A 14,016-nucleotide genomic window follows, 5' to 3' on the forward strand; every position below is an offset into this window, starting at 1 on the left:
GAAATCGGGTATTCGGCGCATTCACGGCTACTTTTTGAGTGAGCCGGACCACTCGGCCGTCTTCTGGTCGACGCCGAAATCAACGCGCAGCTTGACCTTTTCATAATGATCAACCGGGATCACAAAGGCATACGCCGCGGTCTTGTTCCCCTTGGGCGCGACTTCGCCGAAGAAGTCGTTCAGATCGGCGTAGTAGGTCGGGTCCGCTTCTTGATCTTTTCCGTAGAGCGCCTTCACGCGGGTGCCGTCGAGGTTGAGCGCCTTGTCAGATCCATTGTCAAAGCGGACCGTGAAGATCGTCAGCACCTGGCCCTTGATGCTGCCGGGGCCGTCGTCCTCGTTGGTCACCCGGCGCACTTCGGTGATCCGCACGCTGACGCCGTCGGCGAACTCCACCTTCTTGGTCAGCGCCGGCGCGGGCTTCAGCGGCGCGGCCGACGGCACCTCCACGACGGAGACGTCGGACGGCACCCCGGTGGGCGCGGGCGGGGGAGGGGCGGCAGGGGCCGCCGCCTTGTCCGACCCGCCCGAGCACCCCGCGAGCACCGCGACGGCGAGGGCAGCGCCCGCCAACGCGCGCGTCCCCCGGTATCGGAAGGTCATCCGTCTCTCCTGCCGGCTATGAGCGCCTGAAGCGCGGTGCTGGAAGTGTGCGCGGTGTACGGGAAGTACACGACGCGCACGCCCACCGCGCCGAGGTCGCGCTCCAACCTGTCCCCCTTGGGCGTGCCGCGCCAGTCGTCGCCCTTGAACAGGACGTCGAAGCCGAGCCGCCGCCACATCACGAACTTGTCGCTGGAGACGTCGACGACGACCTCGTCCACGCACGCGATGCTGCCGACGAGTTCCATCCGCTCGGACAACGGCATGGTAGGCCGCTTGCCCTTGGCCTCCAAAAGGACCTCGTCGGTGACGACCCCGGCGATCAGGTAGTCGCACCCCTCGGCGGCCCTGCGCAGGATGTTGAGGTGCCCGATGTGGAACAGGTCGAACGCGCCGGGCACGTACCCGACGACCCTGCCGGTCACGCCGCGACCCGCTCGACGGCCGCCCGGTCGAGCGCGGCGATCTCCCGGTACCACTTGACGAGCGCGGCGGCGAGGAACAGCGCGTTCCCCGCGAACAGCGCCCCGTAGACGGCCTCGAAGACGACGGGTGCGCCGAGCAGCAGGAACGCCACGCAGAGCAGCCCGTAGTCGGTCGGGATGACCAGCAGCGCCCGCAGCGGCGAGGCCGCGGCCGACGCGGTGGGCGCGGTGCCCGCCGCGCGTCTGAGCTGGTCGTTGAGGATCATCGCGAAGAACATGACGGCCGCGACGATGCCCCAGCCGAGCGGCACGAGCAGCCGCCAGTCCTGTTCTGGCTGCACGAACCTGAAGTAGCAGACGAGCACGGCGGCGTGCAGGCTGGAGATCTTGGCGGCGTCGATCATGTGGTCGAGCCACTCGCCGGACTTGGAGCCGCCGCCGCGCAGACGGGCGAGCTGGCCGTCGGCGGCGTCGAGCGCGTAGCCGAGCACGAGGCACAGGCTCACCGCGACGGCGCTCGGCCACGACGGCTCCACCAGCGCGATGATCGCGATTCCGGCGAAGGAGAACAGCCCGCTCACCGCCGTCACCTGGTTGGGCGTGCGGCCCAGGGTGAAGGCGGCGGCGGCGAACACCCTGCCGAGCGGCCGGTTGACGAAACGCGAGTAGGCGGGCGCGCCCTTTGCCGTCTTCTGTGCTCCGGCGAGGTCGCGCAACGCGGTGCGGAAGACGCTCATGCGGCGGGAGTCCTCCCCCGGTCCGCCGCGGGGGCGTCGTGGCGCAGGACGGTGCGCAGCTCGGCGCTCTCGGTCTCGCGCAGGCCCGACAGCCGCACGACGCGCACGGGGAGGTCGGGTTCCTCCTGGCCGTCGGCGAGCACCATCAGGTCGAAGCCGACGCTCGCGTGCGCCGGCTCAAGGTCCCAGCTGTCGAGCTCGCGCACCTCGTCGACGTATCTGACGTTGCGCAGGATCTCGGCCCGTTCCTCAAGCGGGACGAGGCAGTCGGCGAGCCCATCGCCGACGACGCCCACGACCAGCCGGTCGCAGTGCCTCCGGGCACCGCGCAGCAGGTCTAGATCACGAATAGAGAAGATGTCGAAAAGACCGGTCACGTAGCCGACCACCTCGGACAACGCTCACCCCTAGGGTCAGAACGGTGGCTTTGCCCCCGCCACCGTGTGAGCGGGATGGTAGCAGGCGGATGATGTCAAGATGAACATTGGGGATTGCGCCGGCATTAAGGACCTCTCAGGGCCCTTCCGGCCACACCCAGCACAGACCTCCAGCATGCCAGATCCCCAGCTTGTTCCGCCGATCTCCCAACATTGTTACGTTATGGTGACAGTGTGACGAATTCGACGTGAGTGACGCTTAATATCGCCCTCGCTTGTGTGGTTACGTGACTACGAGCGAGGGATGTGTAATGTGAAACGTTCTTTGGGACCGGGCACAACGTGGCGACGGGGCCAGGCCGCCGCGCTGGGGGTGGCCATGGCCCTCTACGGCCTCGTCGCGGTGGGCTCCGCGGCGTCGGCCGACACCGACCCGCCGTCCGGCACCCCCGCCACGATGGCGGCGGACCACCTGCCCACCTGGCAGGTCGACGGCGTCGTCTGGAGCGCCGTCACGGTCGGCAACACCGTTTACGCGACGGGCAACTTCGGCAAGGCGCGGCCGCCGGGCACGGCCGCGGGCGACCCCGCCGAGGTGACGCGGTCGAACCTCGTCGCGATCGACATCACCACCGGCGCGCTCGTCACGTCGTTCAACCACTCCCTCAACGCGCAGGGCCTGCGGATCACCGCGACGCCCGACGGCTCCCACGTGATCGTCGGCGGCAACTTCACGACGGTCGACGGCCAGCCGCGCAAGCACATCGCCGCGTTCGAGACGGCCACGGGGGCGCTCGACCCGACGTTCGCGCCGGAGGTGAGCGGCCCGGTCAAGGCGATCGCCGCCACCAACGACACGGTCTACTTCGGCGGCAACTTCTTCGCGATCATCGACCCGGTCGGCCCGGACGCGCGCGTCAGGCTCGCCGCCGCCGACCTCGCCACCGGCGCGCCCCTGGCCTGGGCCCCGACCGCCGACGACGGCGAGGTCACCGCGATGGCGGTCACCGAGGACGGCACGCGGGTGATCGTCGGAGGCAAGTTCCAGTCCCTGAACGGCGCGACCAAGGTCGGCGTCGGCGCGGTCAGCGCGGCCACCGGCGGTTCCGTCACGTGGACCAGCACGCCGACCCCGGCCCGCACCTCGACGTCGTGGTCGTACCCGACGGACTTCAAGATCCAGGACGGCGTCGTCTACGCGTCCAACGAGGGCAACGGCTGGCACTGGTTCGACGGCCGCTGGGCGGCCAACGCCGCGAACGGCGACCTGATCTGGCTGGACAACTGCTACGGCGCGACCTACGGCATCCACCCCAAGGGTGAGGTGATCTACAGCGTCGGCCACGCGCACGACTGCTCGATGCTCGGCGGCTTCCCCGAGACCGACCCGCAGACCTGGCAGCGCGCGCTCGCCGAGACGGCCTATCCGACCGGCACCGACCAGGGCGCGCCCAGCAACAACAGCACCTACAGCGGCCAGCCCACGCCGAGCCTGCTGCACTGGTACCCGCTGATCTCCCTCGGCACCTTCACCGGCCAGTACCAGGGCGCTTGGACGGTCACCGGCAACGACGACTACCTCGTCCTCGGCGGTGAGTTCCCGCGCGTCAACGGGGCAAACCAGCAGGGCCTGGTCCGCTTCACCACGCGCGCCAAGGCCAACAACAACCAGGGCCCGACCGCCGCGCCCGCCGCGCCGACCACCGTCGCGCTGCCCGGCGGACGCGTCTCGGTGCGCTGGCCGGCCACGTGGGACAGGGACAACGCGCGCCTGCGCTACGAGATCCTGCGCGACGGCGGCACCACGCCGATCGGCGTCGTCAACGCCGAGTCCAACTTCTGGACGCTGCCGACGCTGAACTTCATGGACCAGGGCCTCACCCCGAGCGCGAGCCACACCTACCGGATTCGGGTGGTCGACCCGCTCGGCAACACCGTCACCAGCGCGGCCTCCGCTGCGGTGACCGTCCAGGGCGGCACGATCTCCGGCTACGCCTCCGAGGTGCTGTCGGACGCGCCGTCGAACTACTGGCGGCTGGGCGAGGCGAGCGGCACCGCGGCCTACGACTGGACCGGCGGCAACGACCTCACCACGCAGGGCGGCGTCACCCGCAACGTCGCGGGCGCGCTGAGCGGCGACACCGACAAGGCGTCCTCGTTCAACGGCTCGTCCACCGGCTCGGCCTCCAGCGGCGCGGCCCCCAGGCCGGGCGACTTCACGGTCGAGGCGTGGGTGAAGACCAACTCGCTGCTCGGCGGCAAGATCGTCGGCTACGGCAACGCCGCCACCGGCACCAGCTCGAGCTACGACCGCCACCTGTACGTGGCCAACAACGGACGGATCGTGTTCGGCGTCTACCCGGGCGCGGTCAAGACGATCACCACGGCCGGCACCTACCGGGACAACCAGTGGCACCACGTGGTCGGCACGCTCAGCGCCACCGACGGCATGAAGCTCTACGTGGACGGCGTCCTGCGCGGCAGTGACCCGAACACCAAGTCCGCCGAGGCGTACAACGGCCGCTGGCGGGTCGGCGGCGACAACCTGAGCGGCTGGACCAACCAGCCGACGAGCAACTACCTGAACGGCTCGATCGACGACGTCGCGGTCTACCCGACGGCGCTGTCGGCGGCGCGGATCGCGCACCACTACGGGGTCGGCAGCGGCTCGGTGGCGGCGAACGTCCCGCCGACCGCCGACTTCTCCCGCACGTGCGCCTACCTCGAGTGCTCCTTCGACGCCTCGGCCTCGACGGACTCCGACGGCGCGATCGCGTCCCACGCGTGGGACTTCGGCGACGGACAGACGGGCACGGGCGTCACCCCGACCCACACCTACGCCGCCGCGGGCACCTACACGGTCCAGCTCACCGTCACCGACGATCTCGGCGCGACCGCGACCAAGATCTACTCGGTGAGCCCGATCTCGCCGACGCTCGGCACCGACACCTTCACCAGGACCGTCGGCAGCGGCTTCGGCACCGCCGACCTCGGCGGGGCGTGGACGGCGACGGGCACGGCCGCGCAGCTGTCGGTCAACGGCACGACCGGCCAGATCGCGCTGCCGACGCTGAGCGCGGGCCCCGGGGCCTACCTCAACGGGGTCTCCACCGACGACGCCGAGGTGTCGGCGACGATCGCGTCCGACAAGGTCGGCACCGGCAACGGCGTCTACTTCTGGCTCGCGGGCCGGCGGGTCGCCGGGGTCGGCGAGTACCGGGCGCGTGTCCGGCTCCGGCCGTCGGGCGTGGTGTCGCTGCAACTCAGCAAGACCGACGCGGCGAACGCCGAAACCGCGATCGGCAGTGAGGTGACGGTCTCCGGCCTGACCTACGCGCCGGGCACGGTGCTCAGGTTCAAGGTCCAGGTGACCGGGACCGCGCCGACGACCCTCCAGACGAAGGTCTGGGCGGACGGCTCGGCCGAGCCCGGATGGCTGCTGACCACGACGGACTCCAGCGCGGGGCTCCAGGTGGCCGGTTCCGTCGGGTTGCGCACGTTCCTGTCGGGTTCGACGACGAACGCGCCGATCACTCTGACCGTGGACGATTTCTCGGCGGTCCGCACCCAGTAGTGATCACAAGGCGGGGGGCGTTTCCGGAGTTCCGGAATGCCCCCCGCCGAAATGTCGGATTAACACCAAGTGCTTATTGAACAAAATCATTTAATCACCGGGAAAGGTAACTTTCCCACGTGATTGTGATACTTAATGTTCACGGGTGCTTCGCCGGGGGTTCAAGTTCTGGGGGTGTTTGTGTTGACCGCCGTTGGCCGTGTCGGCAGAACGGAAGGCGTGGGGGCGCTCACCGCGCGCGCCGACAGCTGGGTGATCCGCTATCTCGTCGCCGTCGCCGCAGTCGACTTCTTCTCCGTCACGACGGGCGCGGGGCTCGCCTTTCTGTGGCGATTCGCCGGGGAGACCGCGCCGTCCGTCAGCAAGTACGCGGTGTTCACCGCGCTGCTGCCGCTCGCGTGGCTCGCCGTGCTGAAGTTCTGCGGCGCTTACGAGCGCAGCCTCATCGGGGTGGGGCCCGAGGAGTTCCGCAGGGTGTTCCACGCCGGGTTCATCCTGATCTCGGCGATCGCGATCGTCTCCTACGGGCTGAAGGCCGACCTGGCCCGCAGCTACGTCGTCGTCTTCCTGCCGCTGGTCACGCTGCTCAACCTCGCCGCGCGCTACGGGCTGCGCAAGCGGCTGCACGCGCTGCGCGGCCAGGGCAGGTGCATGCGCAAGCTCATCGCGGTCGGGCACCGCGCGGGCGTGAGCGACCTGGTCGGCGAGCTCCAGCGCGCGCCCTACCACGGGCTCGAGGTCGTCGGCGCGTGCGTCCCGCAGGGCGCGGAGCCCGTCGGGGACATCCCGGTCTACGGGGGGTTCGGCGACGCCGCCATGGCGCTCGAACTCGCCGGGGCCGACGCCGTCGCGGTGCTGTCGTGCCCCGAGATGGACGGGGCGACCCTGCGCCGCCTGTCCTGGCAGCTTGAGGCCGCCGGGGCCGATCTCGTCGTCGCGCCAGCGCTGATGGACGTGGCCGGGCCGCGCATCAGCGTCCGGCCCGTCGCCGGGCTTCCCCTGCTGTACGTCGACCATCCCCGGCTCTCGGGCGGGCCCCGGATGATCAAGGCGGCGTTCGACTTCGGCTTCGCCGCGGTCGCGCTGCTGCTCGCGCTGCCCGTCATGCTCGTGATCGCCCTGCTCGTCGCCACGACGAGCAAGGGCGGCGCGCTGTTCCGGCAGAAGCGCGTCGGCAAGGACGGCAGGACCTTCACCGTCCTGAAGTTCCGGACCATGGTCGCCGACGCCGAGGCGCGCAAGGCCGAGCTGACGCCGCTGCACGAGGGCGGCCTGTTCAAGGTCAAGCGCGACCCCCGCATCACCCGCGTCGGCGGGTTCCTGCGCCGCTACTCCCTCGATGAGCTGCCGCAGCTGCTCAACGTGCTGCGCGGCGAGATGTCGCTGGTCGGGCCGCGCCCGCCGCTTCTGGAGGAGGTCGCCGGGTACGGTGACGGCGACGTGCGGCGCAGACTCGTGGTCAAGCCGGGCATGACCGGGCTCTGGCAGGTCAGCGGCAGGTCCGACCTCACCTGGGAGGAGTCGGTCCGCCTCGACCTCCGCTACGTCGACAACTGGTCCCTGGCGCTCGACCTGCAGATCATGTGGAAGACATGGTCGGCGGTCTTCAAGGGCGCAGGAGCCTACTGACGACCCGCGCCCGACGATGCGAAACGAGGACAAGATGTCCGAACCACGGCCGCTCAAGGCCCTCGTCCTGGCGGGCGGGGCGGGCTCGCGGCTGCGGCCGATCACCCACACGTCGGCCAAACAGCTCGTCCCCGTGGCCAACAAGCCAGTCCTGTTCTACGGGCTCGAGGCGATCGCCGCGTCGGGCATCCGCGAGGTCGGCATCGTCGTGGGCGACACCGCCGCCGAGATCCAGGCGGCCGTGGGCGACGGCTCGGGCTTCGGCCTCGACGTCACCTACCTGCGCCAGGACGCGCCGCGCGGCCTCGCCCACGCCGTCAAGATCGCCCGCGACTACCTGGGCGACGCCGACTTCGTCATGTACCTCGGCGACAACTTCATCGTCGGCGGCATCGACCCGATCGTGCGGCGGTTCAGGGCCCAGTCCCCGGCCGCGCAGATCATGCTGACCAGGGTGAGCGACCCGCGCGCGTTCGGCGTCGCGGTCCTCGACGGCGACGGCCGCGTCGTCAACCTCGAGGAGAAGCCCGCCGCGCCGAAAAGCGACCTCGCGCTCGTCGGCGTCTACCTGTTCGGCCCGCAGATCCACGACGCGGTCGCCGACCTGAAGCCGTCGTGGCGCGGCGAGCTAGAGATCACCGACGCGATCCAGTGGCTGATCGACCGCGGTCTGCCGGTGGAGTCCACGGTGATCAGCGGCTACTGGAAGGACACCGGCAACGTCACCGACATGCTTGAGGTCAACCGCCTCGTCCTGGAGACGGTCGAGCCGCGCCGCGACGGCACCGTCGAGGACTCCGAGCTCATCGGCCGCGTCGTCATCGAGGACGGCGCGGTCGTCCGCCGCTCCCGCATCGTGGGCCCGGCCGTGATCGGCGCGGACTCCGTGGTCGAGGACTCCTACGTGGGCCCCTTCACCTCGATAGACGCCCGCTGCACGATCCGCGACAGCGAGGTCGAGTACTCCATCATCCTCGCGGGGGCGTCCCTGTCCGGGGTGGGCCGCGTCGAATGCTCACTCATCGGCCGCGAGGCCGAGGTCACCCCCGCCCCCCGCGTCCCCCGAGCCCACCGCCTCATCCTGGGCGACCACAGTAAGGTGCAGATTTCTTCATGACACGGATTCTTGTGACCGGGGGGGCCGGGTTCATCGGGTCCCAGTACGTTCGGGCGCTCTGCTCCGGTGAGTACGGGTATGCGGCGGATGTCACCGTCCTTGACGCCCTCACCTATGCGGGGAATCTGGCGAATCTCGCGCCGGTCGAGGGGAAGTTCTCCTTCGTCAAGGGGGACATCCTGGATGAGGAGCTGCTGGGGGAGGTCGTGCCGGGACACGATCTCGTGGTGAACTTCGCCGCCGAGTCGCACGTGGACAGGTCGATCGCGGCGGCCGCGGAGTTCGTCAGGACGAACGTGCAGGGCGTGCAGACGCTGCTGCAGGCGTGCCTTGAGGCCGGGACGCCGAGGGTCGTGCAGGTGTCGACGGACGAGGTGTACGGGAGCGTCGCGGAGGGCTCGTGGGACGAGTCCGCGCCGCTCGAGCCGAACTCGCCGTATTCGGCGTCCAAGGCGGGCGGCGACCTCATCGCCCGTGCCTACGCCCGCACCCACGGGCTGCCGGTGAGCATCACCCGCTGCGGCAACAACTACGGGCCCTACCAGTTCCCGGAGAAGGTCATCCCGCTGTTCACCACGCGGCTCATGGACGGCAAGACCGTCCCGCTGTACGGGGACGGCGGCAACGTCCGCGACTGGGTCCACGTCGCCGACCACTGCCGTGGCATCGAGCTCGTCTCACGCGTCGGCGAGCCGGGCGAGGTCTACCACATCGCCGGAACCGCCGAGCTGACCAACCTTGAGCTGACCGAACACCTGCTGACGGCGTTCGACGCGGGCTGGGACCGGGTCGAGCGGGTGCCCGACCGCAAGGGCCACGACCGCCGCTACTCGCTGTCGGACGCGAAGCTGCGCGCCCTCGGCTACCGTCCCGAGGTCTCCTTCGCCGACGGCATCGCCGAGACCGTTGCGTTCTACCGCGACCGCCGCGACTGGTGGGAACCGCTGCTCACGCAGCCGTGACTGCCCCGTCGGCCTTGGCCGGGGCGGGCGCGGGGTCGGCCCGGCGCAGCAGGAACCACAGGACGACGGCCGAGGCGACGCCGCCCGCGCTCAGGCAGTAGGGCGCGGCGGCGGCCGCGCCGGGGTCGGCGAGCAGCAGCGCCCCAAGGACCGCGAGGCCAAGCGCCATCTCCACCCCCCGGATGACGAACACGAGCCGCGACTCCTTGCGCGCGGTCGCCAGGCTCGACAGCGGCAGCGTCCCGGCGAACACCACCGCGTACAGCGCCCAGCCCGCCAGCGCGGCGGTCTCCAGCGCGAACGCACCGCCGGTCAGCACCGGCCCGAGCGGCCCGGCCAGCGCCACACAGACCAGCGCGATCGCCCCGGTGATCCCGCCGAGGGTCAGGCTCGCCTTGACGGCCGCGCTCGCGGGCAGCGGCCTGCCCGAGCGCTGCGCCCTGGCGAAGTCCCCGAGGAAGAACCACCCCGCCCCGTTGGCGACGGTCTGCGCGGGCGCGAGCAGCAGCCGCGCGGCCTCGACCGCGCCGAGCGCCGCCCGCCCGGCCGTCACCGCGATCAGCGAGCGGGCCGCCAGCAGCGCCAGCGGCCGGATGCCCGCCTGCGCCGCCCGCCACCCGGAGAACCCGAGCACCTCACGGACTGCCGAGCCGCGCAGCGGCGCGAGCGCGTACTCCTCGCGCGGCTGCCGCAGCCTGGCCAGCACGACGGCGAACGCGGCCCCCGCGCACATGGCCCCGAACACAAGCCCCAGCGACGCCTCCACGCCCGCCAGCAGACACCCGCCGAGCACCCCGAGCGTGACGGCATACCCCGCCGCGTCATTGGCCGCGAGCCGCCAGAACTCCATCCGCGCGGTGAACACCCGCCGGCCCGTCTCGTTCAGCACCCACAGCACGGTGAGCAGCGTGAACACCGCGACGGCCCCGGCCGGCAGCAGCCACACCGCCACAAGCGCGGCCGCCAGCGCCCCGCCGCCGCAGGTGAGCAGCAGGCTCAGCAGCAGCGCGCCGCGCACCCTCGGCTCGAACCTGTCGAAGACGGTCAGCGCGTCGCCGACCCAGCTGGTCTGGACGCCGATCACCAGCACCAGGACCCCGTACAGCAGCGCGTAGGTGCCGTAGCCGTCCGCGCCGAGCAGCCGTGCCGCGACGGCCTGGACCACGAGGCTGCCCCCGGCCAGCGTGAACTGGACCGCGACCGCGCCCCCGGCGGTGACCCCCTTGCGCCAGAGCCGCCGGACGTTCACCGTTCTGGCTCGTCGAACTGGTACGGCCCCGAGCGCTCGGCGGCGATGTCGGCGTGCAGATCATGGGTGGTGCTGAGCGGCCCGCCGTGCCGGTAGTCCCCGGCGACCGGGTGTGACGGCCCCGACTGGTGCGGCAGCGGCGGCGCGGTCGCGGCCGCCGCCAGCGGGGAGCGCGGGTTCGGCGCGCGCCACGGCCGATCCTGCGGCTTGGCCCTGCGGAACTGGACGGGGTCGGTGGCCCGCAGGAACGACACGACGCACGCGAGCAGCAGCCCGAGGGCGAGGCCGATCAGCCCGTTGCGCGGCAGCTCGCTCGGGGCCCGCGCGTCGAGGTCTGCCTCGTCCACGAACTGGACGCCGTCGTCGGCCCGCGCCATCTCGGTGACCAGGGTCGACTCCTGGGTGCGCTGCTGCTGGAGCGTCACGTTCAGCGACTCGGCCTGCCGCCCCGACTGGCCCGGCAGCGCCGCGATCTGGTCGACGAGGTCGTCGATCGACGTGCGCAGCGCCTTGAGCTGCTTCTCCCGCTGCTTCTTGATCCCGTCGGCGGTCAGCTCGCGGTACGCCTGGATGACCCCGTTGACGATCTCGCCGCCCTCCCGCATCGAGGACGCCGTCACGCTCACCACGACCACGCCGCTGTCGGCCTTGGTCGACGCCGACACCGCCCCGCGCAGCATGGCGAGGGAGTGGTCGGGCCCGCCCTCGGCCGCGATGATCTCCGCGGCCCGCTGCAGCACCGGGCCGGACTTGGCGAACTCGGCGCGCTGCGCGGTGTAGGTGGCGTAGCTCGGCCCGGACACCACGCCCATCTGGAGCGAGTCCTTGTTGGTCGGGTCGGTGACCGCGAACCTGCCGGTGGCGGTCGCCCCGCCCAGCAGGAACTGGGTCGCGATCAGGGTGAGCGCCGCGGTCACCGCGATGATCACCAGCGACATGACCCGGTAGCGCCAGAGCGCCTCGACCAGGCTTGTCTCGGCGTGCGGGACCTGGGACAGGGGGGTCGGCTGGGGGCTTGCGCTCATCGGTGGGTCGTCCTTGCGGTCAGATGGTCCACGGCGGCCTTGATCTCTTCTCCGTAGCGTGCTCGGGTGAAGCGCAGTGCCGCGTCGGACCTGGCGTCAGCCGCAAGGGTAAGCGCCCTTTCCCAATCCATGAAGAGGCTTTCGACGCCGTCGGCGAGCGCGGCCGGGTCGTCGGGCCGGACCAGGACGCCGGTGACCCCATTGTCGATGATCTCGGTGAGGCCCTGGGTCGCCGCGGCCACCACCGGCCGTCCGGCGAGCATCGCCTCGACCGCGACGTTCCCGAAAGGCTCGGCCCGCGAGGGGACGAGCGCGATGTCGGCGTCGGCGAGCGCGTCCCAGACGTCGGCGCGGAACCCGGCGAACTCGGTCTCCGGACCGGCCTGCTCGCGCAGCTCACGCTCGTACCACTCGTATCCGGCGAAGACGTCGCCGACGAGGGTCAATCTCACATCGTGACCGCGCTCACGCAGCAGCCGCGCGGCCGCGACGGCCACGTCGGTGCCCTTGCGCGGCGACCACCGCCCGACGAGGACGAGCCGGACTGTCCCCTCAAGGACGCGGCGGGCGGGCGTCGGTTCTGGCGGCCCGGCGACCCCGTTGTAGACGACCTGGGCCCTGGGAAGCCCGAGCACCTCGGCGCTCGCCCGGCTGTTGACGAGGGTCAGCGCGGCGAGCCGCAGCGGCAGCGCGAGCGCGAACCTGATCGGCCGCGGGGCCTCCTCGGCCTCGTGCACATGGCACAGCGCGGGCACCCTCGCGAGTTTGGCCGCGACCAGCCAGAGCGGAATGGTGACGGTGCTCACATAAACTGCTTCGGCTTTGCTGTCGCGCAGCAGCCGCATGGCCGGACGCAACCCCCGCAATGCCGCCAAAGCAAGGCGGATCATACCTATTGGTGACAGAAAAGCTTTGCGCAGAACGGGCGTCGGCATGATCACGACTTCCGCGCCCGCGTCGGCGAGAACTGCGCGCAGTGGCCCGTCGGACGGAAGGGTGACCAGCACGCGACGGGTGGGCGACACGGCGCGGACCGACTCAAGCAACATCCTGTCCGACCCGTACAAATCGGGCGACGGATGCGCCACGACTACGGTCTTCTCCATCCTCGGTCACCCAATTTTCTGCTATACATTCCGATATATCTCACCGCCATCAAGATTATCGTCACCTTCAAGGGGGCCGGGTGCGTATCGCCATGATCGGCACACGGGGAGTTCCCGCGCGATACGGCGGATTCGAGACCGCGGTGGAGGAGATCGGCCGCAGGCTCGCCGCCGACGGCCACGGCGTCACCGTCTACACGCGGGGCGAGCCGCACCCCGAGCCGACCTACCTCGGCATGGACCTCGTGCACCTCCCGGCGATCCAGAAGAAGGTCGCCGAGACCCTGAGCCACACCGCCCTGTCGGTGCTGCACGCCGCGCGCCGCCGCCCGGACGTCGCCCTGGTCTTCAACGCGGCCAACGCGCCCCTGCTGCCGGTCCTGCGCGCCCTGCGCGTCCCGGTGGCCACCCACGTGGACGGCCTTGAGTGGCGGCGAGCCAAGTGGGAGGGCATGGGCCGCAGGTACTACAAGACCGTCGAGAAGCTCGCCGTCCGCTGGTCGGACGCGCTGATCGCCGACGCCACGGGCATCCAGGACTACTACCGGGAGACCTTCAACGCCTCCTCGGTCTTCATCCCCTACGGCGCGCCGATCCTGACCGGCCCCGACGCGGCCAAACTCGCCGAGGCCGGATACGAGGTCGGCGGCTACCACCTCGTCGTAGCGCGCTTCGAGCCGGAGAACCACCTCCACGTCAAGATCGAGGGCTACCGCGCGAGCCGGGCCGTCAAGCCCCTCGTCGTCGTCGGCTCCGCGCCCTACTCCGACGCCTACACCCAGCGCCTGCACGAGATCGCGGGCGACGACCCCCGCATCCGCTTCCTGGGCGGCGTCTGGGACCAGGACCTCCTCGACTCCCTGTACGCCGGGGCCCTCACCTACCTGCACGGCCACTCCGTCGGCGGCACCAACCCGTCCCTGCTGCGCGCGATGGGCGCGGCCGCGCCGGTCCTGGCCTGGGACGTGAACTTCAACCGCGAGGTCCTCGCCGACACCGGCCGCTTCTTCGACGGCCCCGCCGCGCTCGCCGCCCTGATCGAGGAGGCCGAGGCAGCGCCCGGCGAGGCCGCCGCCCGGGGCGTCGCCGCCCGCAAGCGCGCGTCCGAGCACTACGTGTGGGACGCCGTAGCCGCCGACTACGCCAGGCTGTGCGAGGATCTGGCGGCCCGCCGCCTCACCCGCCGCACCGTGCGCTCCTGACCGGCGCGAC

General features: G+C 71.0%; 12 protein-coding genes. 5 read left to right on the top strand and 7 right to left on the bottom strand.

The features are described 5' to 3' along the window. Positions 1-27: 27 nt before the first annotated feature. The 4 genes from R9X44_RS01920 to R9X44_RS01935 are packed head-to-tail and all read right to left on the bottom strand — an operon-like array spanning position 28 to position 2,154. Positions 28-603, bottom strand: a complete 576-nt coding sequence (locus tag R9X44_RS01920) for a hypothetical protein (protein ID WP_319812166.1) — start codon at positions 601-603, stop codon at positions 28-30. Then, positions 600-1,028 (bottom strand): adenylyltransferase/cytidyltransferase family protein, encoded by a 429-nt coding sequence (locus tag R9X44_RS01925; protein ID WP_319812167.1) that lies wholly within the window; start codon positions 1,026-1,028, stop codon positions 600-602. The genes R9X44_RS01920 and R9X44_RS01925 overlap by 4 nt, the downstream gene beginning before the upstream one ends. Continuing rightward, positions 1,025-1,765, bottom strand: a complete 741-nt coding sequence (locus R9X44_RS01930; protein WP_319812168.1) for a CDP-alcohol phosphatidyltransferase family protein — start codon at positions 1,763-1,765, stop codon at positions 1,025-1,027. The genes R9X44_RS01925 and R9X44_RS01930 overlap by 4 nt, the downstream gene beginning before the upstream one ends. Continuing rightward, positions 1,762-2,154, bottom strand: a complete 393-nt coding sequence (locus tag R9X44_RS01935) for a hypothetical protein (protein WP_319812778.1) — start codon at positions 2,152-2,154, stop codon at positions 1,762-1,764. Before R9X44_RS01935 ends, R9X44_RS01930 begins: the two co-directional genes overlap by 4 nt. Positions 2,155-2,455: 301 nt before the next feature. Between R9X44_RS01935 and R9X44_RS01940 the strand changes: the two genes are divergently transcribed. The 4 genes from R9X44_RS01940 (at position 2,456) to rfbB (ending at position 9,424) form a co-directional block, all read left to right on the top strand. Continuing rightward, complete coding sequence (locus R9X44_RS01940) at positions 2,456-5,716, top strand: LamG-like jellyroll fold domain-containing protein (protein WP_319812169.1); 3,261 nt, start codon at positions 2,456-2,458, stop codon at positions 5,714-5,716. A gap of 219 nt (positions 5,717-5,935) precedes the next feature. Then, positions 5,936-7,345 (top strand): sugar transferase, encoded by a 1,410-nt coding sequence (locus R9X44_RS01945; RefSeq protein WP_319812170.1) that lies wholly within the window; start codon positions 5,936-5,938, stop codon positions 7,343-7,345. 34 nt (positions 7,346-7,379) lie between these two features. Then, entirely contained in the window at positions 7,380-8,462 is a 1,083-nt protein-coding gene (locus tag R9X44_RS01950; RefSeq protein ID WP_319812171.1) for a glucose-1-phosphate thymidylyltransferase, read from the top strand. Further along, a complete protein-coding gene (rfbB, locus tag R9X44_RS01955; RefSeq protein WP_319812172.1) occupies positions 8,459-9,424 on the top strand; it encodes a dTDP-glucose 4,6-dehydratase in 966 nt (321 codons plus the stop codon). The genes R9X44_RS01950 and rfbB overlap by 4 nt, the downstream gene beginning before the upstream one ends. Here the strand turns inward: rfbB and R9X44_RS01960 are convergent. From R9X44_RS01960 to R9X44_RS01970, 3 genes are read right to left on the bottom strand one after another with little or no spacing between them, the layout of a single operon-like run. Next, a complete protein-coding gene (locus R9X44_RS01960) occupies positions 9,411-10,673 on the bottom strand; it encodes a hypothetical protein (protein WP_319812173.1) in 1,263 nt (420 codons plus the stop codon). The two genes, rfbB and R9X44_RS01960, sit on opposite strands and share 14 nt — an antisense overlap. Further along, positions 10,670-11,698, bottom strand: coding sequence for a hypothetical protein (locus tag R9X44_RS01965; RefSeq protein WP_319812174.1), 1,029 nt, complete (start codon positions 11,696-11,698; stop codon positions 10,670-10,672). Before R9X44_RS01965 ends, R9X44_RS01960 begins: the two co-directional genes overlap by 4 nt. Next, complete coding sequence (locus R9X44_RS01970) at positions 11,695-12,804, bottom strand: glycosyltransferase family 4 protein (protein ID WP_319812175.1); 1,110 nt, start codon at positions 12,802-12,804, stop codon at positions 11,695-11,697. The genes R9X44_RS01965 and R9X44_RS01970 overlap by 4 nt, the downstream gene beginning before the upstream one ends. Before the next feature lie 80 nt (positions 12,805-12,884). Here R9X44_RS01970 and R9X44_RS01975 point away from each other — a divergent pair, with 80 nt between their 5' ends. Then, complete coding sequence (locus tag R9X44_RS01975) at positions 12,885-14,006, top strand: DUF1972 domain-containing protein (protein WP_319812176.1); 1,122 nt, start codon at positions 12,885-12,887, stop codon at positions 14,004-14,006. Positions 14,007-14,016: the final 10 nt, after the last annotated feature.

The sequence above is a fragment of the Actinocorallia sp. A-T 12471 genome, assembly GCF_033875155.1.
Classification (GTDB): domain Bacteria; phylum Actinomycetota; class Actinomycetes; order Streptosporangiales; family Streptosporangiaceae; genus Actinocorallia.